This window comes from Caballeronia pedi (assembly GCF_001544915.2).
Lineage (GTDB): Bacteria > Pseudomonadota > Gammaproteobacteria > Burkholderiales > Burkholderiaceae > Caballeronia > Caballeronia pedi.
Genome location: NZ_FCOE02000026.1, coordinates 13,804 through 38,092 on the forward strand (window position 1 = coordinate 13,804; position 24,289 = coordinate 38,092).

Genomic DNA, 24,289 nt, shown 5'->3' on the forward strand with positions numbered 1-24,289 from the left:
AACGTATCTGCTGATTTACGGTCGAGTCGAATTCCGCTTGGCATCGCGCTGGCGAGCGTGGCCCTTGTCGCGGTGCTCGGTGCCGTCGCACCGGCTCACGCCCAGAACAACAATTCGGTGCTGGTGGTAGCCGGTCCGCGTACGCCCGAGTCTCTGGATCAGGAGTACCCGCCGACCGAAGCCAGTCACGAAGCGCGGCGCAATATCTTCGAGCGGCTTCTGACTTACGAGATGAAGGCTGGCGAAGGTGGCGTCACGGTCGAAAACTTCGACAAGCTCAAGGGCGCGCTGGCCGAGTCCTGGCAGACGTCACCGGACAAGACGTCCATCACGTTTCACTTGCGAAAGGGCGTGAAGAGCGCGGCAGGCAACACGCTCAACGCGGACGATCTCATGTGGACATTCGAGCGGGGATGGAACCTGAAGGCAAACTTCCACTGGTACATGACCCAGGTCCTGAAGATTCAGGACTTCAAGTCCGCATTCCAGAAAGTCGACGACCAGACCGTAAAGGTTACGCTGCCGAAGCCGTCGCCGCTCATCGAGCGAATCTGGGTCAACAACGACCTCGGCATTCTCGATTCCGTGGAAGCCAAAAAGCACACCACACCGGAAGACCCTTGGGCCTCGCGCTGGCTGTCGAGTCATTCGGCCTCTTTCGCGCCGTATCAGGTGACGAAATACTCGCCGGGACAAGAGGTCGTGTATGAAGCGAATCCGAACTACTATCGCGGCGCGGCGAAGATTTCACGGGTGATTTTCCGTGAGATGCCGACTTCGGCCAATCGGCTGGCCGCACTGCAGGCGGGCGCGGTGGACGTTGCTGAATGGCTGCCGCCGCGAGAGCTGAACACGCTCTCCAGCATTCCGACGGTGAAGGTCTGGAAGGTGTATGGCAACTATGTACAGCGCGTGGAAATGAATAACAACACGCCCCCGTTCAACAACGAGAAGGTGCGGCAGGCGCTGAACTATGCCGTGCCTCGCGATGAAATTCTCAAGTCGATTTTCTATGGCACGGCGCGTCCGACGAAAAGCCCCATCTCGGAGATCTACCCGGCTTATACGGACAAGTACTACGACTACAGCAATAACATCGAAAAGGCAAAGGCGCTTCTGAAGGAAGCCGGTTTCGAGAAGGGCTTCAAGACTCAGCTCGGTTACCCGACGGGCGACCAGACTGAAGAGGAGCTCGCAATCGTGTTGAAGACCGCCTTCTCGAAGATCGGCGTCGATGTCGAGTTGCAGAAGCTGCCGGCTTCGACGCTCGTCGAGCGATATTCGAAGGGAACGATGCCCATGTACTTCTTTCGCGATATGGCGATCGTCCCGGACGCGGGATATGTCGCCAATCTCTGGCTCAATAGCGCGTCGCTGATCAATTACTCGCATTACAAGAATCCGGAAGTCGATCAACTGATCAACGAAAGTCTTTCGTCCACAGACGAGCCGAAGCGCAAGACGCAGATGGAACGGGTGCAGCAACTGGTGATGCAGCAGGCTCCGTGGGTCTTTCTCATCAATCCCGGATACCAGCTTGCGACGCGAAACAACGTCAAGGGCTACAGCTGGAACACCACGAACGGGAATACCTGGTACGACTTCTCGAAAAACTGATTGACCGGGGCCGCCGGCCCCTCTTCATGTCGATGAAAGTGAGGCAACAATGGCGCTGATATCGTTCTGGCGGTCGATTCCACGGCCGCTTCGCATCATCCTTGCTCGGCTCGGAACGCTGGTGCCCCAGTTGTTCGGGGTCATGTTCGCGACGTTCCTGCTCGTGCGTCTGCTCCCGGGCGATCCGGCACTGCTGATGCTCGGGAATATGGCGACGCCCGAAGCCATCGCAGCCCTGCGCGAGAAGCTTCATCTGAATGCGTCGATCTGGTCGCAATTCGGGGCCTATCTCGACGCGCTCACGCATGGCGATCTAGGGACTTCGATGTTCACATCGAATCCCGTCACGGCCGATCTCTTCCAGCGCGTCCCCGCGACGTTCGAACTCATCGTGTATTCGATGCTGCTCACCATCGTCATCGGTGTCGGGCTGGCCGTCGTATCGGTGGTGCGTAAAGGTGGCGTGGTCGATCGCATGGGCAAGGTGTACGGGCTCGCCGCGGGCGCGATTCCGGATTTCTGGGTTGGCCTGCTGCTGATTTATGCGCTCTTTCATATGGCCGGAATCGCGCCGGCTCCATTCGGCCGCATCGATACGTTCATCACGCCGCCTCCGACGATAACCGGCTTTTACACGATCGACAGCATCCTGACCGGTAACTGGGTTGCGTTGAGGTCGTCAGTCTCGCACCTGTTCCTGCCTGTGCTGACCTTGAGCATCGTCAACGCCGGCGGTCTCATGAAACTCAGTCAATCCGTGTTCGAGGATATCTACAAGAGCGAGTTCATCCGGCATGCGCGAGCATCGGGACTTTCCGAGCGGCGCATCATCCTGAGCGCCTTGCGCAATAGTCTTCCGCCGATCATCACCATGGTCGGGTTTCTCTTCAGCTTTCTGCTCGGTGCGGCGGTGCTGGTGGAAACGATCTTCGCGTGGGGCGGGCTCGGCCAGTACGCGGTTCAGTCCGTGGTCAACAGCGACTATCCGGCGCTTCAAGGCTTCGTGCTCGTGGCCGCAGGTTTCATTCTTCTTGTCTATACGGCCGTGGACGTCATGTATGGACTGGCCGACCCGAGGATCGAAATATGAAATCGCTCCGACTTTTCTCCGACGCGCGTTTCAGCGCAGGCTTGACGGTCGGCTGTCTGCTGCTTGGTCTGCAGATCGTGCTGATCGCGTTCGCGCCGTGGATATCGCCGTATTCGCCCGTGGATGCAGACCCGCTGAACGTGCTGAAGGCACCGTCCTGGCAACACTGGTTCGGAACCGATGTATCGGGCATGGACATCCTTTCCCGGGTCATCTACGCGACCCGGATCAACTTGCTGATCAGCATCACGGCGGTGGCCGGCGCGTTCGTGATCGGCGTGCCGGTCGGGCTGATCATCGGCTTCTACCGCAACGCGGTCAGTACGCTCGTGATGCGCGTGTTCGACTTCATCCAGTCGTTTCCCGTGTTCGTCATCGGCATGGCGCTGGTCTCGGTGATGGGACAGGAAATCTGGAACGTGGCGATCGTCCTGGCCGTGCTGTTCGTACCGATGTTCGCCCGGCTCATCCGGGGCGAGGTTCTCTCCCTGCGCGACAGGCCGTTCATCAGCGCGGCTCGCTGCAGTGGCGCAACGGATGGCGCCATCATGTTCAGGCACATCCTGCCGAATGCGATCACGCCGGCCATCGTGCAGATTTCGATCAGCATCGGCATGGCGATTCTCCTGACCGCCGGGTTGTCTTTCGTGGGCGCTGGCGTGCGCATGCCCACGCCCGAGTGGGGCCTCATGGTCGCGAACGGCGCTCAGCAAATGATTCTGGGTGTCTGGTGGGCAGCGCTCTTTCCGGGTCTGGCGATCGTGGTCTCCGTGCTCACATTCGCCGTCCTCGGGGACGCGCTCAAACGCTTTGCTGCTCCAGCCTCGAAAGGTGAAAGATGAATACTTCCGCAGATTCATTGCTGCTCGAAGTCGACGAGTTGTCGGTCGACTGGGGCGACGAGCAGACCAGAGTGCTCGATGGCATCAGCTTTTCACTCAAGCGTGGCGAGATCATCGGCATCGTCGGCGAGACGGGCGCGGGCAAGTCGGTGCTGGCGCGCGCGATCATCGACATGCTTCCGGAAGGCGCGCGCGTGACCGGCGGCACGATCAAGGTCGAGGGGCGCGACATCCTCAAGCTCAGCGAGCAGGAGCGGCAGAAATATCGCGGCGGCGATGTCGCGCTCATCGGTACGAACGCAAAGATGCTGCTCGATCCGGTCGAGACGGTCGGCGCGCAGGTCGTGCGCGTGCTGCGCGACCACAAGCGCATGAGCCGGAAACAGGCGTGGTCCGAAGCGATCGAACTCTTCAGGCAGGTCGGCATCGTCAATCCGGAAGCGAGAGCGCATTCCTATCCGCATGAAATGTCGGGCGGCATGGCCCAGCGCGTGGTCATCGCGATGGCGCTCATCGCGCAGCCGAAGATTCTGCTGGCCGACGATGCGACGCTCGGCCTCGACGCGACGATCCAGCTTCAGGTTCTCGACCTGATGGCGCAAAAGGGCAAGGATCTGGGTCTTGGTGTCGTGCTCATCACGCACGATCTGGGCATCGTCGCGAATTACTGCGATCGCGTGGCGATCATGAAAGGCGGCAGGCTGATCGAGCTCGCCGAGGTGGAGGACTTCGTCAAGGCGCCCGAGAGAGAGTACAGCCGCGAGCTGCTCGATGCGGCGAAGGTGCGCCCCTCTACGCTCAGGCTCAATACGGATTCGGCTGCCGGCATTACGCCGAAGCCGCCGCTGCTCGAGGTCGAGAATCTCGTCAAGACGTTCAAGTCCGACCGCACGCATGCGGTGGTCAGGGCGATCGATGATGTTTCGTTCAGGATCGCGCGAGGTGAAACCCTGGCGCTGGTCGGTGAGAGTGGCTCGGGCAAGACCACGACAGGGCAGTGCCTGCTGCGTCTGCTCGAATCGGATGCCGGGACGATACGCTTCGATGGCCAAAGCACGCGCGCGATGAGCGACGCGGAGTTCCGAGGCATTCGGCGCCACATGCAGATGGTGTTTCAGGAGCCTTACGTGTCGCTCAATCCGCGCTGGCGCACGGGCGATCTGATCGCGGAACCTTTCGCGCTTCTACCGAAGATGACGCGCGCGGACCGTCAGAAACGCATCCTCGAACTGCTGCAGCTCGTCGGCGTGTCGGCACGGCGCGTCGGCGCCTATCCGCATGAGCTCACCGCCGGCGAGCAGAAGCGCGTCGGGATCGCGCGGGCGCTGGCTGCCAATCCGGACTTCGTCGTGTTCGACGAGTGCACGACCGCGCTCGACATTCGCGTCCGTGCGCAGATCATCGATCTCGTGCGCAACCTGCAGGCGGAAATGGGGCTGTCCGCGCTTTTCATCACGCACGACCTGAACTCCGTACGGTCACTGGCGCACTACGTGGCCGTGATGCAGCACGGGAAGATCGTCGAGACGGGCGAGACGGAATCGATTTTCGCTTCGCCGGTGCAAGCGTACACGCGCAAGCTGCTGCAGGCCGAACTTCCCATCGAATGCAAACCGAGAGTCGCGGCTCTCGATGTCGCAGGAGCCAGATAATGAGCAAGGAAAGGGTGCTTGTCACCGGAGCGGCAGGCTTGGTCGGCAATGCGATTGCGCGCGCCCTGCTGGACAGAGGCGACCACGTCATCGCAATCGACCGGTTTGCCGGCCGGATCGAAGGTGTCGACATCATGCAATGCGATCTGAACGACATCCACCAACTGCATGCCGTAACCGGCCCCGGCCTTGCCGGCGTGGTTCATTGCGGTGCGTTTTCCGGCCCGATGGTCGCGCGAGACAACCCGTACGCGATGGTGCAGGTGAACATCGTCGGCACCGCGAATGTGCTTGAACTCGCGCGCATCTACAAGTCGCGACGCTTCGTCTTCTGTTCGTCGACCAGCGCGTATGGTCACGCAAAGGGCGATCCGGTGCAGGAAGATTCGCACATGGAGCCGGAAAGCCTCTACGGCGCGAGCAAGGTCGCGAGCGAGCAGATGGTCTCTGCCTACGCGAAACAATATGGTGTCGACGGGGTCAGTATTCGTCTTTCGTGGGTGTACGGGCCGCGCCGCACGACCGACTGCGTCATCCGGGACATGCTGACGAACGCGCGAGCCGGCCTTCCGACGACGCTGCCCTTCGGCGCTGACTTCCATCGTCAGTTCATCCATGTCGACGATGCGGCCGCCGCGCTGCTCAAGGCGTTCGACGCGCCCGCACTGCCGCGACGCACATACAACGCGACCGGAGGAACACGGGTCACGCTGTCGGATATCGCGGATATCGTGCGGGACATTTACCCGGCGGCCAGCATCGAACTCGCGAAGGGTCCCGATCCGCTGGACGAGTTTCAGGACGCGTTCGATCTCTCGGCGGCACGACGCGATCTGGACTACGTCCCGCGTGTCGAACTTGCGGAAGGGATTCACCGATACGCGCGCTGGCTGGAAAAAACGCAGAAAAGCTAAGGAAGACACTCATGGAATCGTTCTCCCTCGAAGGAAAGGCGGCCGTCGTGACCGGAGGCAATACCGGTATCGGACGCGCGATCGTCGAGCTGTTTGCCGCGCACGGAGCGAAGCTTCTCGTCGCGCATTTCAAGGATCAGGAGCGCACCGCAGCGTGGGCATCGGAGCTGGAGGCGCGCGGCGCCGACGTGAAAGTCGTCGAGTGCGATGTTACCGACGATCAATCGGTTGCGCGACTGGGCGACTGGACGCGCCGTTCTTTCGGACCGGTCGACATTCTGGTGAACGGAGCGGGCGTCTGCAGCGAAATTCCGTTCGGCAAGCTTTCGGTCGCGGATTGGGACCAGACGATGGCGGTCAACCTGCGCGGCGCGTTCCTCGTCACGCGTCAGTTCTTCGAAGGCATGAAAGAGCGTCGCTACGGCCGCATCATCAACATCGCCTCACAGCTGGCCTATAAGGGGACGGTGGACGCGGCGCACTACTGCGCCTCCAAGGCGGGTCTCGTCGGCTTCACGCGCGCGCTCTCGTACGAGGGAGCGCCGTTTGGCGTAACCGTCAACGCCATCGCGCCGGGGCCGGTCGAGACGGCGATGCTGGCCGGTTTCACCGACGAATGGCGCGCGATGAAGTTCGCGCAGCTCCCGGCCGGACGCTTCGGTCAGGTCGACGAAATTGCGCCGACCGCTCTGCTATTGGCGTCGGAAACCGGAGGCGCTTACTACATGGGTCAGACGTTGTCGCCGAACGGCGGCGACGTCATGCTTTAACGGGACCGGAGATTTCATGAGCAACGATCGCACGACACCCGCACGCAATTTCGAGGGTTATGGCGCCAACCCGCCTTCCGCCAACTGGCCGAACGGGGCACGTATCGCAATCAATCTCGTGTTGAACTACGAGGAAGGTTCCGAACCATCGATCGAGCACGGCGAAACGCAGAGCGAGACGTGGTTCACCGAATCGCATGGCCTGCATTCGGGCGTGGTCGGTCGGGACCTGGCGGCGGAGGGGCTTTTCGAATACGGCAGCCGAGTCGGCTTCTGGCGGCTCATGCGTATAATTCAAGAGCGTGATTTGCCGGCGACCATCTACGGATGCGCCCTGGCGCTGGAGCGCAATCCGTCGGCCGCGGCGGCCATTCGAGCGTCGGGCTTCGACGTCTGCAGTCACGGCTGGCGGTGGATACAGCACTATCGGCTTGCGCCGGAAGAGGAGCGGCAACACATCCGGATGGCAGTCGAGTCGCTCACGCGAACGACAGGCCGACCGCCCGAAGGATGGTATTGCCGCTATTCGCCATCGGTGAATACAAGGCGTCTGCTCGTCGAGCACGGCGGCTTTCTGTACGACTCCGACTACTACGGCGATGAACTTCCGTTCTGGACTACCGCAGGCGAGACGCCGCACCTGGTCATTCCGTATTCGCTGACGACGAATGACGGACAATATGCGGGTACCACGGGCACGTCGCAACAGTGGTTCGATTTCATGAAAGACGCATTCGACATGCTGTACAGGGAAGGAGCGAAGACGCCGAAGATGATGTCAGTCGGCCTTCATCTCAGGCTGATCGGGCATCCGGCGAGGGCCGCCGGTCTCGAACGATTCCTCGACTATGTCAAGAGCCACGAGGATGTCTGGTTTGCCCGGCGGATCGATATCGCTCGCCATTGGATCAAAGAGCATCCTTATCAAGGTGTGTGACAACCCTCACGCCGGCAACTCCGAGGCGCGCCCCAGCGTCCAGAAAGGCTTTCCAAAATGCCCAAGAATTCAGTTCTTCCTCTTCTCAACGATACGCAGTCGACCGACAGCACGAGCGACGAAATCTACGAGCGAATCTACCTTGCAATCCTGGAGCATCGGCTGACACCGGGAACGAAGCTGGCCGAAGAGCGCCTGGCTTCGATCTTCAAGGCCAGTCGCGCGCGGGTGCGGGAAGCGCTGAGCAAGCTGGCCTATGAGCAGATCGTCGAGGTTTTTCCCAAGCGAGGCTGGTTCGTCGCAAAGCCTTCGGTGGAACAGGCTCGGGATGTATTCGAGGCCCGCAGACTGATCGAGCCCGCAGTCATGCGCCGCCTGGCCAATAGCATGACCGAAGAGAAGCGAGCGGCATTGAAGGAACATCTGAATAAGGAGATGAACGCTCGTAAAGTCGAAGACAAGCGCGCGATCATACGTTTGTCCGGAGAGTTTCATAACCTTGCGGCAGCGCTCGCCGGTAACTCGTCATTCACCCGCAGCTTGCGCGAGCTTTCCACCCTGACATGCCTGGTCATTCTTCTGTACAACGCACCGATCGTTGCGAGCTGCCGGGCCGACGAACATGAGCGTATCGTCGTCGCTTTGAATCAAGGCGATGGCGAAACGGCCGCGAAGATCATGCTCGAGCATCTCGACCACATCGAAGGTTCATTGGATCTGGACTCGACCGAGGAAGAAGCGGACCTTGAAGAGATCTTCCTGCGCTAATCCGGGGCTGGACAAATCCAGCGTCCCGACATTCTACGCAAACGGATCAGCCTCAGCAGACCGATTGCAGTCGCGCGGCGCACGTCTGCAAGACTTCATCGGGTGGACGCTTCCACCAGTTGTCGCGCGAAAAAATCTCGACTTCGACCATGCCCGCATAGCCCGCATGCTCGACGCGCTGCCGGAAGCCCTGCAGGTCGATCACGCCGTCTCCCATCATGCCGCGATCGAGCAACAGATCGGTCGTCGGCACCAGCCAGTCGGAGACGTGGTACGCGTAAATGCGATTGTCCTTGCCGGTCGAAGACAGCAACGCGTCCAGCCGCGCGTCCCACCAGCAGTGATAGACGTCGACCGCGATTCCAAGGAAGCCATCGTTATGTGGATCGAGTTCGCGCGCAAGCGCGTTCGCCTGGTCGAGCGTGTTGATCACCGACCTTTCGCCCGCATACATCGGATGCAGCGGTTCGATCGCCAGGCGGACGCCCAGCTTGCGCGCCGCTTCGAGCAATGCGCCGATGCCGTCCTGTACCTGCGTGCGCGCGGCCGGCAGATCGCGGTTACCTTCAGGCAGGCCGCCCACGACCATCACGAAACATTCAGCGCCCAGTTCGGCCGCATCGTTCAACGCCCGAACGTTCGACTGGATGTTGGCCAGACGCGCCTCTCGCGTCGGGGCAGGGAAGTACGTCGACCGGCAGTACCCGCTGACCTTGAGTTCCAGCGCGCGAATCTGCCTGGCGATCTTGCTCACGCCGGCGGCTTCGACTTCATGACGCCACGGGGCCAAGCCACCGAACCCCGCCTTTGCGATCCGGTCGATCGTCACGCCGATGGGTTCGCGGTGTCCCAGCGTTGCGGTATTGATCGAGCAACGCGAGAGGTGAAGAGGTTCCACGATCATTGCGCACATCCGAGCGTGGTCATGACCGCTCGCATGCGGCTCGTGGCCAACTCGGGATCCTTGAGCAGATTCGCCTGATCGGCGAGCCGGAAGACTTCCGCCAGATAGGCAGGCGGCCTCATGCCATGATGCCCGCCCAGCATGAAGAAGTGCGGCTGGAATCCGTTCAGATAGGCGAGGAACACGACCCCGGTCTTGTAGTACTGCGTCGGCGCGCGGAAGATATGGCGCGACAACGGCACCGTTGGCGCGAGCAGTTCGTCATAGCGAGCAAGATCGTTCGCGGCGAGCGCGGACAGCGCCTGTGACGCCGCAGGCGCGATCGCATCGAAGATGCCGAGCAGCGCGTGCGAATAGCCGAACTCGTCGCCGGCGAGGAGAACGGGATAGTTGAAGTCGTCGCCGGTGTACATCTTCACGGACGCAGGAAGGCGTCGGCGGAAGGCGATCTCCTTCGCATCGTCCAGCAACGAAATCTTGATGCCGTCGATCTTCGCTTCATTCGCGGCGATGACTTCGAGGCAGACCTTCGCCGCGCTTTCGAAGTCGGCATGGCCCCAGTATCCGGCCAGTTCGGGATCGAACGCCTCGCCGAGCCAGTGGAGAATGACCGGCTTGTCGCACGCAGCCAGCACTGCGCGATACACACGAATGTAGTCGTTCGCATCGCTGGCCACGCGCGCGAGGGCGCGGCTCGCCATCAGGATGATCTGGCCGCCCGCACGCTGCACGCTTTCGATTTGCGTCAAATAGGCCTTGATCACGTCGTCGCACGAGCGCGCGTCGTTGACCGGCAAGTGATCCGTGCCGCAGCCCGATGCGACAGACGCGCCGGGAATGTCGCGCGTTTCATTCAGCGTGCGCACGATCAGCTCTTTCGCCGAGTCCCACGACAGGCCCATGCCGCGTTGCGCCGTATCCATCGCCTCCGCGATCCCCAGACCTTGCTCGAGAAGATAACGGCGATATTCGATGGTCCGGTCCCAGTCGATCGCGCACGGTTGCCCGAGTTCGCCGCTACGCAATGGATCGGCGACCACGTGCGCCGCCGAATAGGCGATGCGGTTGAACGGCGCCGCAGGCTTGACGGCCTGCAACGGCGTGCCGGTCAGACGGTAATCGACGAGTGTGCCGTCGAGGGTAGGGAGCTTGATTTGCATGGTTCGAGTCTCGAGATCAGTATTTGGAAACAAGCAGACCGCCATCGACGCGGATCGCCTGACCGACGCTGAACGGCAGACCACCCGTCGCCAGCGTGCGCACCGTCAGCGCGACTTCATCCGGCTTGCCCCATCGTTTGATGGCGGTCAGCCCGTTCTCCATGAGCGCGTCGTAGCGCGCCTTCGATGGCGCGGTCATTTCCGTTTCGATCAGGCCCGGCTGCACTTCGAATACGCTGACGCCCAGTTCAGCGAGCCGCAGAGTGAACAGGGTCGTGGCCATCGACAGCCCTGCCTTCGACACGCAATACTCGCTGCGCTGTGGCGACGCCGCGACTGCGTTGGACGAGGTGATCGTGATGATCGAGCGATTAGCGGCCGATTGCGACGCCCGGGCGACACGCCGGCCGAATGCCTGCATCAGGAAGAAGGTGCCGCGCGTGTTGACGTTCAGGCAGCGGTCGTAGCTTTCGGGTGTGACATCGAGCAGATCGCCGCGCGACATGACGGACACGCCGGCGTTATTGACCAGGCAGGTGACGGGGCCGAGCGCAACCTCGGCCGCCTGAAACAGCGCGTCGTGGTGCGCAATGTCCGCGAGGTTCGATGTGAGCGCCACGCACTTCACACCGGTGCGTTCGATGTCGTCGCGCGTGGCGACCAGTTCCTCCGATGTCTCGACGTCCGTGATGGCGATATCGAACCCGGCATTGGCAAGTTCGAGCGCGATCGCCCGACCGATGCCGCGACGCGCGCCCGTGACCAGCGCAACCTGGCGTTGCTCCATGTTTCCATCTCCTGCGTGGCTGTTTCATGTCGTCTCATGAATTGCCAATCAATTCATAAGTAACGATCCGTTTCGTTATTTAATACCGGTCGAGACACGCTGTCAAAAAAGGGTTTTCCCCTATGAAACGGAAAACCCTTGCGCGATGGAGCTAGAGGAGAGAGGCGCGCGCCGCGATCAGCTTGGGCGCAGGAGGCTGAACACCGTCTCGAGGTTGAAGTCGAGACGTTTCTGAAGCGCTTCCTTCGAGACGAAATCGAAGCCGAAGATGACCTCGCCGGTGAAGCGGTTGGTCAGATAGTAGTAACCCAGCGCGGCGATGGTCAGGTGCAACTGGCTTGCATCGACGCCCGCCTTGAAGTCGCCGGATGCGACACCGCGCTCGAGAATATGCTGCAGCATGTTGACGAAGCCCCGATGCAGCTCGCCGAACCGCCTCGACTTCCTGACATGCCGGGCCCGGTGCAGATTTTCGCTGTTGACGAGCGACATGAATTCCGGGTTCTTCAGGTAATAGTTCCAGGTGAACGTCACGTAGGCCCGGATCGCTTCGACCGGCGTGAGTTTATCGAGGCCGAGCGATCTTTCCTCGGTCCGGATGTCCGTCCACATTTCCTCGAGGACGGTCTGGAACAGCTCTTCCTTTCCCTTGAAGTACTCGTAGATCATCCGCTTGTTGACGCCGGCCTTCTCGGCGATCGTCTCGATGCGGGCGCCGCCCAGTCCGACCTTCGCGAACTCTGCCTTGGCGGCCGAGAGGATCTTGGCTTGCGTCTGGATCGGATCGCGCAGCCGCTTGGCGCGCGCGGGCTTCTCGACAGCGCGTACTTCGCCGCCCGGTTCGACTGGGGTCTGCATATTCGTGGGTCGCATCCAAAGTTAAACGGTAACTGACAACGCCATCGCGTCGCAATCGTGGCGTACGAGCGGCTTTGCGCGCACCCATCATCGTAAACCCGATTTCGCGTGCTGCTCTCTTGAACGTCGCTTCCGGCTGTGCCACCATGCAACGTAAGTAACGATACGGTTCGGTACTAAGTAATTTTCAGGATCTGGAGGCGTTGTGAAAAAGTGGACCAGTGCAGAAGCCGTTGCGGCTTCGATCTTCGACGGTGCGACGATCGCCATCACCGGCTCGGGCGGCGGGCTGCTCGAACCGGACGCCATCCTCGCGGCCATCGAAGCGCGGTTTCTCGAAACCGGCCATCCGCGCAATCTGACGGTCGTTCATGCGCTGGGCGTGGGCGACGGGCAGGGCAGCGGCCTCGGCCGGTTCGCTCACGCCGGGATGGTCAGGCGCGTGATCGGCGGTCACTGGGTCTGGTCATCGGCGATGCAGAAGCTGGCCGAATGCGGCGCGATCGAGGGCTACAGCTTTCCGGGCGGCGTGATCGCGACCTTGTTCCGCGAAATCGGCGCGGGCCGGCCGGGCGTGATTACGCGTGTCGGACTGAGAACCTTCGTCGATCCGCGTCTCGCCGGCGGCAAGCTGAACGACGTCACCACCGAAGATCTCGTCGAGCTGATCGACATCGACGGCAAGGAATTCCTGCGCTACAAGCCCTTCAAGATCGACTTCTCGATCGTCATGGCGTCGTCCGCCGACGACAAGGGCAACCTATCGACCCGTCACGAACCGGCGGACCTCGACATCTACGCCGTCGCGCTGGCCGCGCACAACAGCGGCGGCAAGGTCATCGCGCAGGTCAAATCGAGGCCGCGTTCACACGTGCCTGCCCGTCTGGTTCGTGTACCTGGCGTGATGGTCGATTTCACTGTCGAGACGCCGGCTCAACGCCAGTGCCAGATCAGCGAGTACGACGCCACGTTGAGCGGCGAAGCGCTCGGCGCGACCCCCGACATCGAAATGCCCGATGGCATGCGCCTCATCGTGGCCGAGCGCGCTGCGCAGGAGCTCGGCATCGATCAATCCGTGAACTTCGGCTTCGGCTTTCCGGGCGCGATCCCGGCCGTTCTGGCTTCGCAAGGTCGCGGCGACGAGTACTGGGGTTCCGTCGAACAGGGCATCCACCGCGGCGTGATGCTCGACGGCTCGATGTTCGGCGCCGCGCGCAACGCCGACGCCATCATGCCGAGCGTCGATCAGTTCGACTGGTACAGCGGCGGCGGTATCGACGTGACTTTTCTCGGCATGGGCGAATTCGACGAAGAAGGCAACGTGAACGTGTCGAAGCTCGGCTCCACGGTCGTCGGCCCGGGCGGATTCATGGATATCGCACAGGGCGCGAAAAAGCTGGTGTTTTGCGGCGCATTCGAGGCCAAGGGATTGCGCGTGGAACGCAAGGGCGACACGCTCGAGATTCTCTCGCCGGGCTCGGTGCCGAAGGCCGTGAAAAAGGTGCGGCACGTGACGTTCAGCGGCGTGCAGGCGCGGCTGGACGGAAAGGAAGTGTTCTATATCACCGAGCGCGCGGTGTTCAGGCTCGATGCGCTCGGCGTGTGCCTCGTCGAAGTGGCGAAGGGCGTCGACCTGCACCGCGATGTGCTCGCGCGCATGGAGTTCACGCCGCTCATCGACGAGCGCCTGCTCGAAGCCGCTGCGGCTCACTAACGAAGAGGTTTTCCATGTCCGACACCGACATTCTTTACGAAGCCAAAGGCAGCATCGCCACGATTACGCTCAACCGCGTATCGCGTCACAACGCGTTGACGTTGCAGATGCTGGATGACATCGAACGCGCCGTGACGGACGTCGAGCGCAACGATGAAATCCGCGTGCTGAAGATCGAAACCGCGAGTGCGCGCTTCTTTTGCAGCGGCGCGGATATCAACGAGTGGGGCGATATCGATCCGCAGAAGATGGGCACCCGCTTCATTCGCGAAGGCAACCGCGTGTTCCGTCGCATTGCCGAACTCGACAAACCGACCATCGCCGTGCTTTCCGCCAGCGCGCTTGGCGGCGGATTCGAACTCGCGCTGACGTGCGATTTCCGCTACGCAAGCACGCAGGCAAAGGTCGGCTTTCCTGAGGCGTCGGTGGGCGCCATCCCCGGATGGATGGGCTGCTCGCGGCTTTCCGAACTCGTCGGCGCGACGCGCACGCGCGAGTTGATCCTTCTCGGTGAACCGATCTCCGCCGAAACCGCCGTTGCGTGGGGCGTGATCAACGAGGCCGTCGAAGCGGATCAGTTGCGCAGCCGTGTCGACGCCGTCTGCGAAACGCTCATCAAGCGATCCAGGACGTCGCTGTCAGTCGCAAAGCGGCTCGTGCGCATGATGGAGACCGGCCAGCACGAATACGCGCACGAACTCGCCGCATCGGTGTGCAAGGCGTCGCCCGATGCAATCGAAGGCGTGGCGGCATTCCGCGAGAAGCGCCACGCATCGTTCCGGTAAATCTCAAGCCGCATCAGCGCATCAGCGCATCAGGCATCTCAGGAGACAGGAGTCGCTCATGGACCGTACAGCTATCCGGTGGCGCATCTGCGCGCTGCTTTTCTTCGCAACCACGATCAATTACCTCGACCGTCAGGTGTTGGGACTGCTCAAGCCCGAGCTTGCCGTTACGTTCAACTGGACCGAGACACAATACGGCTACATCGTCATGGTGTTCACGGCGTGTTATGCAATCGGCATGGTGTTGTCCGGCAAGATGGTCGACAAGTTCGGCGTCAAGATCGGCTACGGCGTGTGCGTGCTGGTGTGGAGCATCGCCGCGTGCGGCCATGCGCTCGTGCGCAGCACGATGGGCTTCGGCGTCATGCGCGCGCTGCTCGGCATCTCTGAGTCGGGCAGTTTTCCTTGCGCGGTGAAGAGCGTGTCGGAGTGGTTCCCGCGCAGGGAGCAGGCGCTCGCGGTAGGTATTCTGACCTCCGGTACCAGTATCGGCGCGGTGGCGGCGCCGGCGACCGTGCCCTGGCTGGCCGCAACATATGGCTGGGAGGCTGCGTTCTTCGTCACGGGACTGACGGGCTTCATCTGGCTGGGCTTCTGGTACTTCATGTATCAGGTGCCGGCGAAGCACGCGAAAGTCAACGAGGCCGAATTCGCCTACATCAGCGAAGATTCGGCGCCCGCCCCCGCGACGCAAAAGGTGAGCTGGTTCACCTTGCTCAAGCTGCGTCCGACGTGGGCATTCTTCGCGGGCAAGCTTCTGACCGACCCGATCTGGTGGTTCATGCTCTTCTGGCTCCCGTCGTACTTCAATTCGCGCTTCCACCTCGATCTGAAGAACCTCGGTCTGCCGCTGGTGATCGTGTACGTCTCGACATCGATCGGCAGCATCGGCGGTGGTTTCATCTCGTCGAGGCTGATTCAGCGCGGCTGGTCCGTGACGAAGGCGCGGCAAACCACCATGCTGATCTTCGCCTTCCTGGTGATGCCGATCGCGTTCTCGCCGTTCATCGAGAACATGTGGGCGATGGTCGGCCTTCTGAGCCTGGCGGCGGCTTCGCATCAGGCGTGGTCGGCGAATCTCTTCACGACCGCATCCGACATGTTCCCGAAGGCGGCGGTCGGTTCGGTGGTCGGGATCGGCGGCCTGGCCGGTGCGCTGGGCGCGACGCTGTTTCCGCTCGTCGTCGGCGCGGTGCTCGACCATTTCAAGGTGCTCGGTCACATCGACGCCGGCTACAACGTGCTGTTCGTCGTCTGCGGTTCGGCTTATCTCCTCGCATGGATCGTGATGCGCGTCATCCGCTCGTCGAGCAAGCCCGTCGATATCGCGCAACTTGCGCCGGCCGCGCACGGTTGAAATCAGTCGGCCCTATGCCAGCGACCCGATTCCGGGCACACGGCAACTGGCGACCCGTTCAACCACACTTGCTCGTCGTCCAGTCGCTGCGCGGTCGAACGGGCAACGTCGAAGTCCACTTCGAGTAGCTGCCCAACCCGGACGTCTTCGATGGGAAGCTCCCAGCTCAGGAATATCTGGATGCAGTCCTGATCCGGCGCGAAATCGGCCTCATTGAAATTGTCACGGTGGCGCTGAATCACACCATGAGGCTGACCAGTATCGAATAGGAGGGCTGTTCCGCGGGTCAGCGGAATGCGAAGTCCCGTGGCGGGAAAATGCACGTCCAGGCCACGGTCCTCGCTCAGGAAGAGATTGCAGAAGGCCTTGCCGCCATATTGCGCGGCGTCATGGTGATAGCGCGCGCCGCGACACGCCATCAGCGCGACGTCGCTGCCGGCGAGCACGCCGTTCAGTCCAAGCGCGCCTGTCCAGTCCGACATCGCCCGCACGCAGCGCGTGTAGTCCAGCCAGCGCATTTGCGTTCGCGCCAGAGGCATTGGCTCGACATCGCCGGGTTCGAGAACGAGCCGCGACGAGGTCTCTCTTTGCCAGTCCGCAAGCACGCGTGCAGAGGGCGCAGGCACGTCGAGCGTGTCTGAGAGAACCACGTCGCTTACGCTTCGACTGCGGATCGCGTCGCCGCTCCAGAAAAAGGAAGTCAGCATGTCTCGCATGCGATGCTTTCGATGGGGAAAATTTGTCTGCGCCATTGTAGCGATTCAGACGGAGCGCCCCGGCCAAACCGATAAGATTGGAAACACGATCGTCGCCGCATGAGACGGCGAGACGACCGCGCGGCTGTCGCCGGCATGGTTTCAGGTATGAAGAAAATCGTCGCAGGCGAAGCGTGACGCGCTCACAGGAGACTGCCATGCGTATCGGTGTGCCGAAGGAAGTGAAGGTCCATGAGTATCGCGTCGGACTCACGCCGGCGAGCGTGCGGGAACTCACCGCGCGTGGACATCAGGTCGTGGTGCAGGCGCAAGCGGGTGACGCGATCGGTCTGACCGACGAACAATACCGGCTGGCGGGTGCGGAGATCGCGACGGAAGCCGCGGAAGTGTTCGCTTCTGCCGACATGATCGTCAAGGTCAAGGAACCGCAGCCCGCCGAGTGCAAGATGCTGCGACCCGGGCAGATCCTCTATGCGTATCTGCATCTCGCGCCGGACCCGGTCCAGACGAAGGCGCTCGTGGAGTCCCGCGCGATCTGTATCGCCTATGAGACCATCACCGGACCGGGCGGTGGACTGCCGCTGCTGGCGCCGATGAGCGAAGTCGCCGGACGCATGGCCGTGCAGGCCGGTGCGCACTTTCTGGAGATCGCCCAGGGCGGGCGCGGCGTCTTGCTTGGGGGCGTGCCTGGCGTGACGCCGGGACACGTCGCCGTGATCGGCGCGGGTGTGGTGGGCACGAATGCGTTGCAGATGGCGGTCGGCCTCGGCGCGCGCGTCACCGTGCTGGACAAGAACGTCGATCGCCTGCGTCAGCTCGATCTGGTATATGGCAATCGGATCACGACCGCGTTTTCCAACGCGCAGAGCATCGAGGATGCCGTGCTCGATGCGGATGTCGTGATCGGCGGCGTGCTGATACCGGGTGCGTCCGCACCCAAGCTCGTCACCCGGGAGCACGTCGCGGGCATGAGGAAGGGCGCGGTGATGGTCGATGTCGCTATCGATCAGGGCGGCTGCTTCGAGACGTCTCATCCGACCACGCATGCCGATCCTGTCTTCTTCATCGATGGGGTCGTGCACTATTGCGTTGCCAACATGCCGGGAGGCGTGGCGCGCACATCGACGTTCGCACTGAACCACGCAACCATTGGCCCTGCGATCATGCTGGCGGACAAGGGCTGGAAGCGCGCGATGAAGGACGACGTGCATCTTCGCCGCGGACTCAACGTCTGCGACGGGAACGTCACGTACAAGGCGGTCGCGCGTGATCGTGGTTATCAATATGTCGATGCGGAGTCTCTGCTTGATGGTTAGGCTGCGCTGAACAATCGCGTCGGATTAGCGACCGGGAGCGTGAGGAACCGGGGCTGGTGCGCTTCGGCACGTACTTCGTGCCGCCGGGTGTTTTCCGGTTGGAACAGCGTGTGCGTAAGGGAAGGACCTGATCGTTTCGAAAGGCGGCGGCGCATGGTGGCAAATGCTCTTCTGAGGCACGAGTGAATCGACGACGTCCGCCCGCCATGTGCCCGATGTATCATCCGTCATGTCATTTTCGCCGACTGACCGATCATGCCCGAACACCTTACACAGAGGATCGAGGCGAGAGCGGGAGCCACCGGGTTCCTCTTCGTTGTCGCGTATGCGGTGCTTTCGTTGGCAACGATCTTGCTGGCGGGCCCCTATGGGTGGGACGACGGCGCCATCACGGTCGCCTATGCGCATACACTGGGGCGGCACGGGATCTTTGCGTTGACGCCGGCTTCGGCATCGGCCGAAGGTACGTCGAGCCTGCTCATGACGGCGCTGCTGGCGTCGGGGCAGTGGCTGCTGCATCCCGACTTTATCGAGGCGATCAGGGCGGCGCAGTTGCTTTCTTTCATCGCGCTTAGCGCCACGCTGATGCTCGTATGGCGCGCACTTCAACCGTTCCTGCCGAGCCCGACGCATCGATTCATCGTGGTGTGCCTGCTGGGTCTGCTGCCAGCCTGCCAGGCCGAGATCGTCAACGGCATGGAAATGACGATCTTCGCGTTGCTGCTGCTCGCGTTCGTGCTCTCCTGGCGCGCGCAATCGACGCTCGCCCATGCACTGTTGCCGCTCTTGTTGCTCACTCGCTTCGAGGCGGCGTTCTATCTGGGTTTCGCGCTTGGCTGGATGGTCGTGTTTTGCCCGCAGGATCGGCCGCGGGCCATTCGGATGTGCGCATGGCTCGTGCTTTGTTTCGCGATCCTGACGATATGGAGATATTGGTTCTTCGGCGCACTGTTGCCGAATACGATTCTGGCCAAGCTTCAGGCGCCTTACAGCAGGAAGGGCTGGAGCGGCGTACTGGAAAAGCTGCGCGGGCTCAAGGATTTCCTCTTCGTGAATGCGGCGCTACTGGCCGGCATGTACCTGAGCCGGAAGGGCGGCCAGCAGCGCCGCCTCGATCCGATGCCTGTACTTCTGATATTCGCCTTCGGCGTATTCGCTTTCGTATCGGGAAGGAACTGGGGCTATACCGGGCGAATGTTCCTGGCGGTGCTACCCCTTTTCGTCCTTGCTCTCGCGGAACGTTTCGCCAATACGCGTCGGCCACGTGTGTTGCGCGGGCTCTTGCTGTGCCTTTCCGGAACCTTCCTGTTCAACCTCGCGGTGCTGCGCGAAAACGTCGACACGGTCATCCTCGGTGCGGCGATGCGTGGGGTGCTCCCGTCCGTATTGAATGCCACGGGCGAGCGGGTCCGAAAACGGGCGTGGGGCGATTTCCCCGGTGACTGGCGGGGCATTACGCCAGCGAACTACGCGATGACGGGCGCTTCGGTCGATCGCCTGCGCGAGCATCTCGGGCAACCGACGCTCAAGTTCATGACGCCGGACGTCGGTGGTGCGGCATTGTGCTGCCAACGTCTGGACATTCTGGATTCAGGGCTGTTGACCAACCCGTCGCTGGCGCGTCGCGGGTATGCGGGGCTTGCCGACTATCTGAACAAGGAGCGTCCGGAAGTCATCGAAACGCATGGCTTGTGGAGCAGCGCCAGCGGTATATATTCCGTCGCCGGATTCAAGACGAACTATCTGCCCGCGGTTCACGAAGGGACGCTCCTCTGGTTGCGTCAAGACGTCCTGCAGCGTCTGATGGCTGGCGGCATGGCGGCCGATCCTGTTCCCCCGGAGAAGCTGCTCGATGTTCGTTATCTGGGAGACAGCGCAGACGTTTCCTATCTGATGCGATTTCCTGCCGTGACGGTGCTCGGTCGGTGAAACTCAAGGAGAATGATTATGATTCGAAACGCTCTGATCTCTGGCGCCGGTGTCACCGGCCTCGCGCTGGCCTTCTGGCTGGATCGCGCGGGCGTCGCCGTCACGCTCGTGGAACGATCCGACGGATTCCGCCGTGGCGGTCAGGCGGTCGATATCCGTGGCGTCGCGCTGCATGTCGTGCAGGCGATGGGCCTGCTCGATGACGCACGCGCATTGCGTACGCGGCTCAAGGGCATGTCGATGCTCGATGCCGGCGGCAAGGAGATCCATCGGACGGAAGAGCGCACGTATAGCGCGGGTCGGCTCGACAGCGACGACATCGAGATCTTCCGCGACGACCTGTGTGAGTTGCTGATGAACGCACTGAGCGGGAAGGTCGAGTTCCTGTACGCCGACAGCGTTCGTGCGATCGACCAGCACGCGGACGGCGTCAAGGTCCAGTTCGAAAGCGGATCGGGCAGATCGTTCGATATCCTGATCGGTTCAGATGGCATCTACTCGAACGTCCGCAAGCAGGTGTTCGACGATGAAGCAGCGGTTGTTTTTCCGCTGGGCGTCGTGCTCGCGTTGTTTTCGACGCCCAATCTCATCGGCCTCGATGGCTGGCAGATCGGACACCGGGTGAACGAATTCGGCTATGTCATCTATCCGAGCCGGGACCAGCGCGAGCTGCGCATCGGAGTGGGCTTCGCAGCGCCCGAGCCAGCATTGTCCCGAAGCGATGTCGATGCACAGAAGCGCGTCGTAGCGCAAAGCTGTGTGCATCTGAAAGGCGATTTTCCCCGCTTTCTCGACGCGATGAAGAGCACGGACCAGTTCTACTACAACGAGCTGGCGCAAATACACATGCCCGCGTGGTCTCGAGGACGTGCCGTACTGGCTGGCGATGCGGCGCATTGCGCATCGCCGTTTTCGGGGCAGGGCACGAGCCTTGGGCTCGTGGGCGCGTTCGTGCTCGCGCATGAACTCGTGCGCCATCCGGACGATCTGGCGGACGCTTTCGCCGCCTATGAAGTCCGCATGCGGCCCTACGTGGATCTGAATCAGGCGCTGGTCGATCTCGAACGCGAAGGACCGGTGCCGGACGAGCAACTCGACGCGGCGAAGAACGGCATCGATTTGAAGGATCTGCTGGCCGCCACGATCCGATGAGTCACGGCGTGCGGCTTATCTTGTCCCGGCATGCCGGATTGAACACGCGCTGGGTGGAGGCGGGATGCCTGACGAGCTTGTCCGCCGCGCGGCGCGGGCGCGCCAGCAGTTCGCCTCCGCAGTTGGGGCAGGCGCCGCCCAGCACGTTCGCCGCGCAATCGGCGCAGAAGGTGCATTCGAACGAGCAGATGAGCGCCTCGGTCGAATCCGGAGGCAAGTCCTTGTCGCAGCATTCACAACCGGGTCGAAGTTCCAGCATGTCTGTCTCCGGAATCGGTGGGTCGGGTCATTCGTTATCGTGCGAGTCTACACGCGCACCGGTTTTCGGGCGGATGGCCCGAGCGTCGTCGCCACCAGACTTCTGAACCACCGATGCCCCGCATCGTTGTGATGCCGCGCGTGCCAGAACTGCTGCACCGTCAGATCGGGCAGTTCGATGGGCAAGGGGAACACATCGACATCCGCGAGGCGCGAGAACAGTTCCGCGAGTTCATCCGGCACCGCTGCGATGAAATCCGATGTCGCGACGAGGCTCGGGACCGCGAGCAGATACGGCACGTCGATACCCACTTTCAGCTTGGAACCGAGCCGGCGCAATTCCTTTTCGAGCAACTGGTTCGTCAGCGCCAGCGTGCCCGCGACGACATGCTTGCGCGCGATGAACTCATCGAGCGTCATGCGAATCTTCCTGCGCGTCTTGCCGCCCTTCACGATGCCCACCAGCGAGCGCCTGAATAGCGGCTGCTGATGCAGATTCTCGCCCATCTTGCCGAGATAGCCGATGGCGAGGTCGAGCGCGCCATCCTGAAGCGCGCTCGCCAGCTCTAGCGACGGCAGCTGAATCGGCTTGAGCGTCGCGTTCGGCGCGCGTTCCCGCAAAGCCGCGAGCAGGCGCGGCAACAGCACGATCACGCCCATGTCGCTCAGACACACCGAGAACGTGCGCGTGGTGCTCGCGGCATCGAAGGCCTTCGCGCTCCAGATTTCTTCCTGCACCACCGCGAGCACGTGCGCCACGCCTTGCGCGAGCCGCTCGCCCACCGGCGTCGGCGCCATCACCGAACCGGCGCGCACGAACAAATCGTCCTGAAACAGCATACGGAGTTTCCCTAATGCATGGCTCACTGCCGGCTGAGTCAGCCCGAGACGCTCGGCGGCGCGAGACACGCTCCGCTCCTCGTCGAGCGCCTGCAACACATACAGAAAGTTCAGGTCGGGGGTCGGCATATATGAATCAGATTCATTCCGGGTATGAAAGTCATTGTATAGATTTATAGCGCCGACGCGTTTAACTTCGCATCCAGCTTCAGAAAAATCAGGAGACGGATGTGCTGGATTGCGAAGTCATCATCGTGGGCGGAGGCCCGGTCGGGCTGTTTCTCGCCGCCGAACTCGGGCAGCGCGGCGTGAGCGTCGAATTGTTCGATGCCAAAAGCGGCACCAGCCGTCATCCCGCCGCCAATGCCAACAGCGCGCGGACCATGGAGCACTTCCGGCGCATCGGCATTGCGTCGAAAGTGCGGTCGCTGGGTTTGCCCGCGGACTACGCGCCGGACGTGGCGTATTTCACGTCGATCGCGGGTGACGAACTGGCGCGGCTGCATCAGCCCGCATCGCGTGACGCGGTCGAATGGGCGAAAGGCCACGCGTTCACCTGGCCGACGCCGGAGCCGCCGCATCGCTGCTCGCAGCTTTATGTCGAACCCGTCTTGCTCGACGCCGCCCGCAGCTATCCCGACTGCCACGTTCATTTCTCATCGCGCGTGGTGGACTTCACGCAGAACGAAACATCGGTCACGGCGACAGTCGAATCCGATGTCGGCGACACACGCACCGTCACGGCGCGCTATCTGATCGGCTGCGACGGTCCGCGCAGTTTCGTGCGCAAGGCACTCGATATCCGGCTCGCGGGCATGGCCGACGAAAAGCGCGAATTCATGGGCGGCCAGATGGACGCCGTGTACTTCTACGCGCCCGATATCTATCGCGTGAGCAAGCGTGCGCCGGCGTGGCAATACTGGACCTTCAGCCCGCGACAGCGCGCGCTCATCATCGCGGTCGATGGCGCGGGCCACTTCATCATGAACGTGCAGTTGCGCGAGGGCGAAGTCGCGGATGAGGACAGCGTGCGCCGTCGCATCGCGGAGGCGATCGGCGCGGACATTCCCTTCGAAGTGAAGAGCGCATCGACGTGGACGGCGGGCTTCGCGCTCGTCGCCGAACGCTTCGGTGCGGGCCGCGTGTTCCTCGCGGGCGACGCCGCGCATCTGTTCACGCCGACGGGCGGTCTCGGCTACAACACCGGCATCGACGATGCAGCCAATCTCGCATGGAAGCTCGAAGCGATGATCAAGGGCTTCGCGGGCGATGCGCTCGGCGCGAGCTACGAAGCGGAGCGCCGGCCCGCGGCCTTGCGCAATACCGCGTTCGCGCGCGGCTTCGCGGACGGCATCGGTCACGTGCGCTTGCCCGACGCGGCATTCGAAGCGAGCGCATCGGGCGACGCGGCGCGCGAAGCCATCGGCGATTATCTGGCGTTTCATGCCACCGGCGAATTCGTGATTCCCGGCGTGCATCTCGGCACGCGTTACGAAGCATCGCCGCTCGTGGAAGCGGAAGCGGGGTCGCCGCCGCCCGATGCCGCGAATCTCTATCTGCCGACCGCGCGCGCGGGGCATCGCGCGCCGCACGTCTGGCTTGCCGATGGCACATCGCTGTTCGATCGCTTCGGTCCAGGCTTCACGCTGCTATGCACGAAGGCCGCGAGCGCCGCTTTCGATGCCGATGCGCTGCAACGCGCCGCCCGTGCGCTGCCTCGACTCGCAGTCGTACGCATCGACGAAGCGGAAGTCGCGCAGGCCTACGGCGCGGGCTACGTGCTGATTCGTCCCGATCAGCATGTCGCGTGGCGTGGCGATGCGCTGGACCTTGCGTTCGAAGCGGCCGCGCGACGCACTGTCGGACTGTGCGCGAACGAAGCCGCGCTGGTCACTCAATAAAAAACATCGCTCGGAGACACAC

At 62.2% G+C, this 24,289-nt stretch carries 22 protein-coding genes; 15 read left to right on the forward strand and 7 right to left on the reverse strand.

The genetic code is table 11. From position 1 onward, the window contains the following. The first annotated feature begins 57 nt into the window (after positions 1-57). From AWB80_RS29080 to AWB80_RS29115, 8 genes are read left to right on the forward strand one after another with little or no spacing between them, the layout of a single operon-like run. On the forward strand, positions 58-1,617 hold the full coding sequence (locus AWB80_RS29080; protein ID WP_208635702.1) for an ABC transporter substrate-binding protein: 1,560 nt from the start codon (positions 58-60) through the stop codon (positions 1,615-1,617). A 49-nt stretch (positions 1,618-1,666) separates the two neighbouring features. Next, a complete protein-coding gene (locus AWB80_RS29085; protein WP_061178144.1) occupies positions 1,667-2,707 on the forward strand; it encodes an ABC transporter permease in 1,041 nt (346 codons plus the stop codon). Then, on the forward strand, positions 2,704-3,549 hold the full coding sequence (locus AWB80_RS29090; RefSeq protein ID WP_061178145.1) for an ABC transporter permease: 846 nt from the start codon (positions 2,704-2,706) through the stop codon (positions 3,547-3,549). The genes AWB80_RS29085 and AWB80_RS29090 overlap by 4 nt, the downstream gene beginning before the upstream one ends. After that, on the forward strand, positions 3,546-5,201 hold the full coding sequence (locus AWB80_RS29095) for an ATP-binding cassette domain-containing protein (protein WP_061178146.1): 1,656 nt from the start codon (positions 3,546-3,548) through the stop codon (positions 5,199-5,201). Before AWB80_RS29090 ends, AWB80_RS29095 begins: the two co-directional genes overlap by 4 nt. Beyond that, a complete protein-coding gene (locus AWB80_RS29100) occupies positions 5,201-6,115 on the forward strand; it encodes an NAD-dependent epimerase/dehydratase family protein (RefSeq protein ID WP_061178147.1) in 915 nt (304 codons plus the stop codon). Before AWB80_RS29095 ends, AWB80_RS29100 begins: the two co-directional genes overlap by 1 nt. An 11-nt stretch (positions 6,116-6,126) precedes the next feature. Beyond that, positions 6,127-6,885 carry an SDR family NAD(P)-dependent oxidoreductase gene (locus AWB80_RS29105; RefSeq protein ID WP_061178148.1) on the forward strand — a complete coding sequence of 253 codons (759 nt, stop codon included), beginning with the start codon at positions 6,127-6,129 and terminating at the stop codon, positions 6,883-6,885. Positions 6,886-6,901: 16 nt separating this feature from the next. After that, positions 6,902-7,822, forward strand: a complete 921-nt coding sequence (locus tag AWB80_RS29110; RefSeq protein WP_061178149.1) for an allantoinase PuuE — start codon at positions 6,902-6,904, stop codon at positions 7,820-7,822. A 57-nt stretch (positions 7,823-7,879) separates the two neighbouring features. After that, a complete protein-coding gene (locus tag AWB80_RS29115; RefSeq protein ID WP_061178150.1) occupies positions 7,880-8,590 on the forward strand; it encodes a GntR family transcriptional regulator in 711 nt (236 codons plus the stop codon). Positions 8,591-8,642: 52 nt separating this feature from the next. On the opposite strand, the gene AWB80_RS29120 is transcribed toward AWB80_RS29115, so the two are convergent. The 4 genes from AWB80_RS29120 to AWB80_RS29135 all read right to left on the reverse strand — a co-directional run bounded on the left by AWB80_RS29120 (position 8,643) and on the right by AWB80_RS29135 (position 12,299). Then, positions 8,643-9,494, reverse strand: a complete 852-nt coding sequence (locus AWB80_RS29120; protein WP_061178151.1) for a sugar phosphate isomerase/epimerase family protein — start codon at positions 9,492-9,494, stop codon at positions 8,643-8,645. Beyond that, positions 9,491-10,654: a dihydrodipicolinate synthase family protein gene (locus AWB80_RS29125; protein WP_061178152.1), complete on the reverse strand. Its 1,164-nt coding sequence runs from the start codon at positions 10,652-10,654 to the stop codon at positions 9,491-9,493. The genes AWB80_RS29120 and AWB80_RS29125 overlap by 4 nt, the downstream gene beginning before the upstream one ends. A 16-nt stretch (positions 10,655-10,670) precedes the next feature. Beyond that, complete coding sequence (locus AWB80_RS29130; RefSeq protein ID WP_061178153.1) at positions 10,671-11,441, reverse strand: 3-ketoacyl-ACP reductase; 771 nt, start codon at positions 11,439-11,441, stop codon at positions 10,671-10,673. Positions 11,442-11,618: 177 nt separating this feature from the next. Next, the gene (locus tag AWB80_RS29135; protein ID WP_061178154.1) at positions 11,619-12,299 is read right to left on the reverse strand and encodes a TetR/AcrR family transcriptional regulator; all 681 of its coding nucleotides are present in this window, start codon (positions 12,297-12,299) and stop codon (positions 11,619-11,621) included. 205 nt (positions 12,300-12,504) lie between these two features. Between AWB80_RS29135 and AWB80_RS29140 the strand changes: the two genes are divergently transcribed. The 3 genes from AWB80_RS29140 to AWB80_RS29150 are packed head-to-tail and all read left to right on the forward strand — an operon-like array spanning position 12,505 to position 16,155. Beyond that, positions 12,505-14,013, forward strand: coding sequence for an acyl CoA:acetate/3-ketoacid CoA transferase (locus tag AWB80_RS29140; RefSeq protein WP_061178155.1), 1,509 nt, complete (start codon positions 12,505-12,507; stop codon positions 14,011-14,013). A 14-nt stretch (positions 14,014-14,027) separates the two neighbouring features. Next, complete coding sequence (locus tag AWB80_RS29145) at positions 14,028-14,798, forward strand: enoyl-CoA hydratase/isomerase family protein (RefSeq protein WP_061178156.1); 771 nt, start codon at positions 14,028-14,030, stop codon at positions 14,796-14,798. Positions 14,799-14,856: 58 nt separating this feature from the next. Further along, positions 14,857-16,155 (forward strand): MFS transporter, encoded by a 1,299-nt coding sequence (locus tag AWB80_RS29150; protein WP_061178157.1) that lies wholly within the window; start codon positions 14,857-14,859, stop codon positions 16,153-16,155. A gap of 2 nt (positions 16,156-16,157) precedes the next feature. Here the strand turns inward: AWB80_RS29150 and AWB80_RS29155 are convergent, their stop codons facing one another. Then, positions 16,158-16,862: a hypothetical protein gene (locus tag AWB80_RS29155; RefSeq protein WP_061178218.1), complete on the reverse strand. Its 705-nt coding sequence runs from the start codon at positions 16,860-16,862 to the stop codon at positions 16,158-16,160. Between the two features lie 206 nt (positions 16,863-17,068). Between AWB80_RS29155 and ald the strand changes: the two genes are divergently transcribed. The 3 genes from ald to AWB80_RS29175 all read left to right on the forward strand — a co-directional run bounded on the left by ald (position 17,069) and on the right by AWB80_RS29175 (position 21,268). Then, positions 17,069-18,187 (forward strand): alanine dehydrogenase, encoded by a 1,119-nt coding sequence (gene ald / locus AWB80_RS29160; RefSeq protein WP_061178158.1) that lies wholly within the window; start codon positions 17,069-17,071, stop codon positions 18,185-18,187. 255 nt (positions 18,188-18,442) lie between these two features. Then, the gene (locus tag AWB80_RS29170; protein WP_061178159.1) at positions 18,443-20,116 is read left to right on the forward strand and encodes a hypothetical protein; all 1,674 of its coding nucleotides are present in this window, start codon (positions 18,443-18,445) and stop codon (positions 20,114-20,116) included. A gap of 18 nt (positions 20,117-20,134) precedes the next feature. Continuing rightward, positions 20,135-21,268, forward strand: a complete 1,134-nt coding sequence (locus AWB80_RS29175; RefSeq protein WP_208635704.1) for an FAD-dependent monooxygenase — start codon at positions 20,135-20,137, stop codon at positions 21,266-21,268. Position 21,269: 1 nt separating this feature from the next. Here the strand turns inward: AWB80_RS29175 and AWB80_RS29180 are convergent, their stop codons facing one another. Then, the gene (locus AWB80_RS29180) at positions 21,270-21,527 is read right to left on the reverse strand and encodes a DUF1272 domain-containing protein (protein WP_061178160.1); all 258 of its coding nucleotides are present in this window, start codon (positions 21,525-21,527) and stop codon (positions 21,270-21,272) included. 47 nt (positions 21,528-21,574) lie between these two features. Beyond that, a complete protein-coding gene (locus tag AWB80_RS29185; protein WP_061178161.1) occupies positions 21,575-22,495 on the reverse strand; it encodes a LysR family transcriptional regulator in 921 nt (306 codons plus the stop codon). A 101-nt stretch (positions 22,496-22,596) separates the two neighbouring features. Between AWB80_RS29185 and AWB80_RS29190 the strand changes: the two genes are divergently transcribed. Next, the gene (locus tag AWB80_RS29190) at positions 22,597-24,267 is read left to right on the forward strand and encodes an FAD-dependent monooxygenase (protein ID WP_061178162.1); all 1,671 of its coding nucleotides are present in this window, start codon (positions 22,597-22,599) and stop codon (positions 24,265-24,267) included. The last annotated feature ends 22 nt before the right edge of the window (positions 24,268-24,289 follow it).

Coding starts and splice junctions, on each gene's coding strand:
- AWB80_RS29115 (WP_061178150.1), top strand. CDS start 7,880: ATGCCCAAGAATTCAGTTCTTCCTCTTCTCAACGATACGCAGTCGACC.
- AWB80_RS29155 (WP_061178218.1), bottom strand. CDS start 16,862: ATGCTGACTTCCTTTTTCTGGAGCGGCGACGCGATCCGCAGTCGAAGC.
- AWB80_RS29095 (WP_061178146.1), top strand. CDS start 3,546: ATGAATACTTCCGCAGATTCATTGCTGCTCGAAGTCGACGAGTTGTCG.
- AWB80_RS29150 (WP_061178157.1), top strand. CDS start 14,857: ATGGACCGTACAGCTATCCGGTGGCGCATCTGCGCGCTGCTTTTCTTC.
- AWB80_RS29085 (WP_061178144.1), top strand. CDS start 1,667: ATGGCGCTGATATCGTTCTGGCGGTCGATTCCACGGCCGCTTCGCATC.
- AWB80_RS29125 (WP_061178152.1), bottom strand. CDS start 10,654: ATGCAAATCAAGCTCCCTACCCTCGACGGCACACTCGTCGATTACCGT.
- AWB80_RS29090 (WP_061178145.1), top strand. CDS start 2,704: ATGAAATCGCTCCGACTTTTCTCCGACGCGCGTTTCAGCGCAGGCTTG.
- AWB80_RS29170 (WP_061178159.1), top strand. CDS start 18,443: ATGCCCGAACACCTTACACAGAGGATCGAGGCGAGAGCGGGAGCCACC.
- AWB80_RS29135 (WP_061178154.1), bottom strand. CDS start 12,299: ATGCAGACCCCAGTCGAACCGGGCGGCGAAGTACGCGCTGTCGAGAAG.
- AWB80_RS29120 (WP_061178151.1), bottom strand. CDS start 9,494: ATGATCGTGGAACCTCTTCACCTCTCGCGTTGCTCGATCAATACCGCA.
- AWB80_RS29175 (WP_208635704.1), top strand. CDS start 20,135: ATGATTCGAAACGCTCTGATCTCTGGCGCCGGTGTCACCGGCCTCGCG.
- AWB80_RS29130 (WP_061178153.1), bottom strand. CDS start 11,441: ATGGAGCAACGCCAGGTTGCGCTGGTCACGGGCGCGCGTCGCGGCATC.
- AWB80_RS29105 (WP_061178148.1), top strand. CDS start 6,127: ATGGAATCGTTCTCCCTCGAAGGAAAGGCGGCCGTCGTGACCGGAGGC.
- AWB80_RS29145 (WP_061178156.1), top strand. CDS start 14,028: ATGTCCGACACCGACATTCTTTACGAAGCCAAAGGCAGCATCGCCACG.
- AWB80_RS29110 (WP_061178149.1), top strand. CDS start 6,902: ATGAGCAACGATCGCACGACACCCGCACGCAATTTCGAGGGTTATGGC.
- AWB80_RS29100 (WP_061178147.1), top strand. CDS start 5,201: ATGAGCAAGGAAAGGGTGCTTGTCACCGGAGCGGCAGGCTTGGTCGGC.
- ald (WP_061178158.1), top strand. CDS start 17,069: ATGCGTATCGGTGTGCCGAAGGAAGTGAAGGTCCATGAGTATCGCGTC.
- AWB80_RS29180 (WP_061178160.1), bottom strand. CDS start 21,527: ATGCTGGAACTTCGACCCGGTTGTGAATGCTGCGACAAGGACTTGCCT.
- AWB80_RS29185 (WP_061178161.1), bottom strand. CDS start 22,495: ATGCCGACCCCCGACCTGAACTTTCTGTATGTGTTGCAGGCGCTCGAC.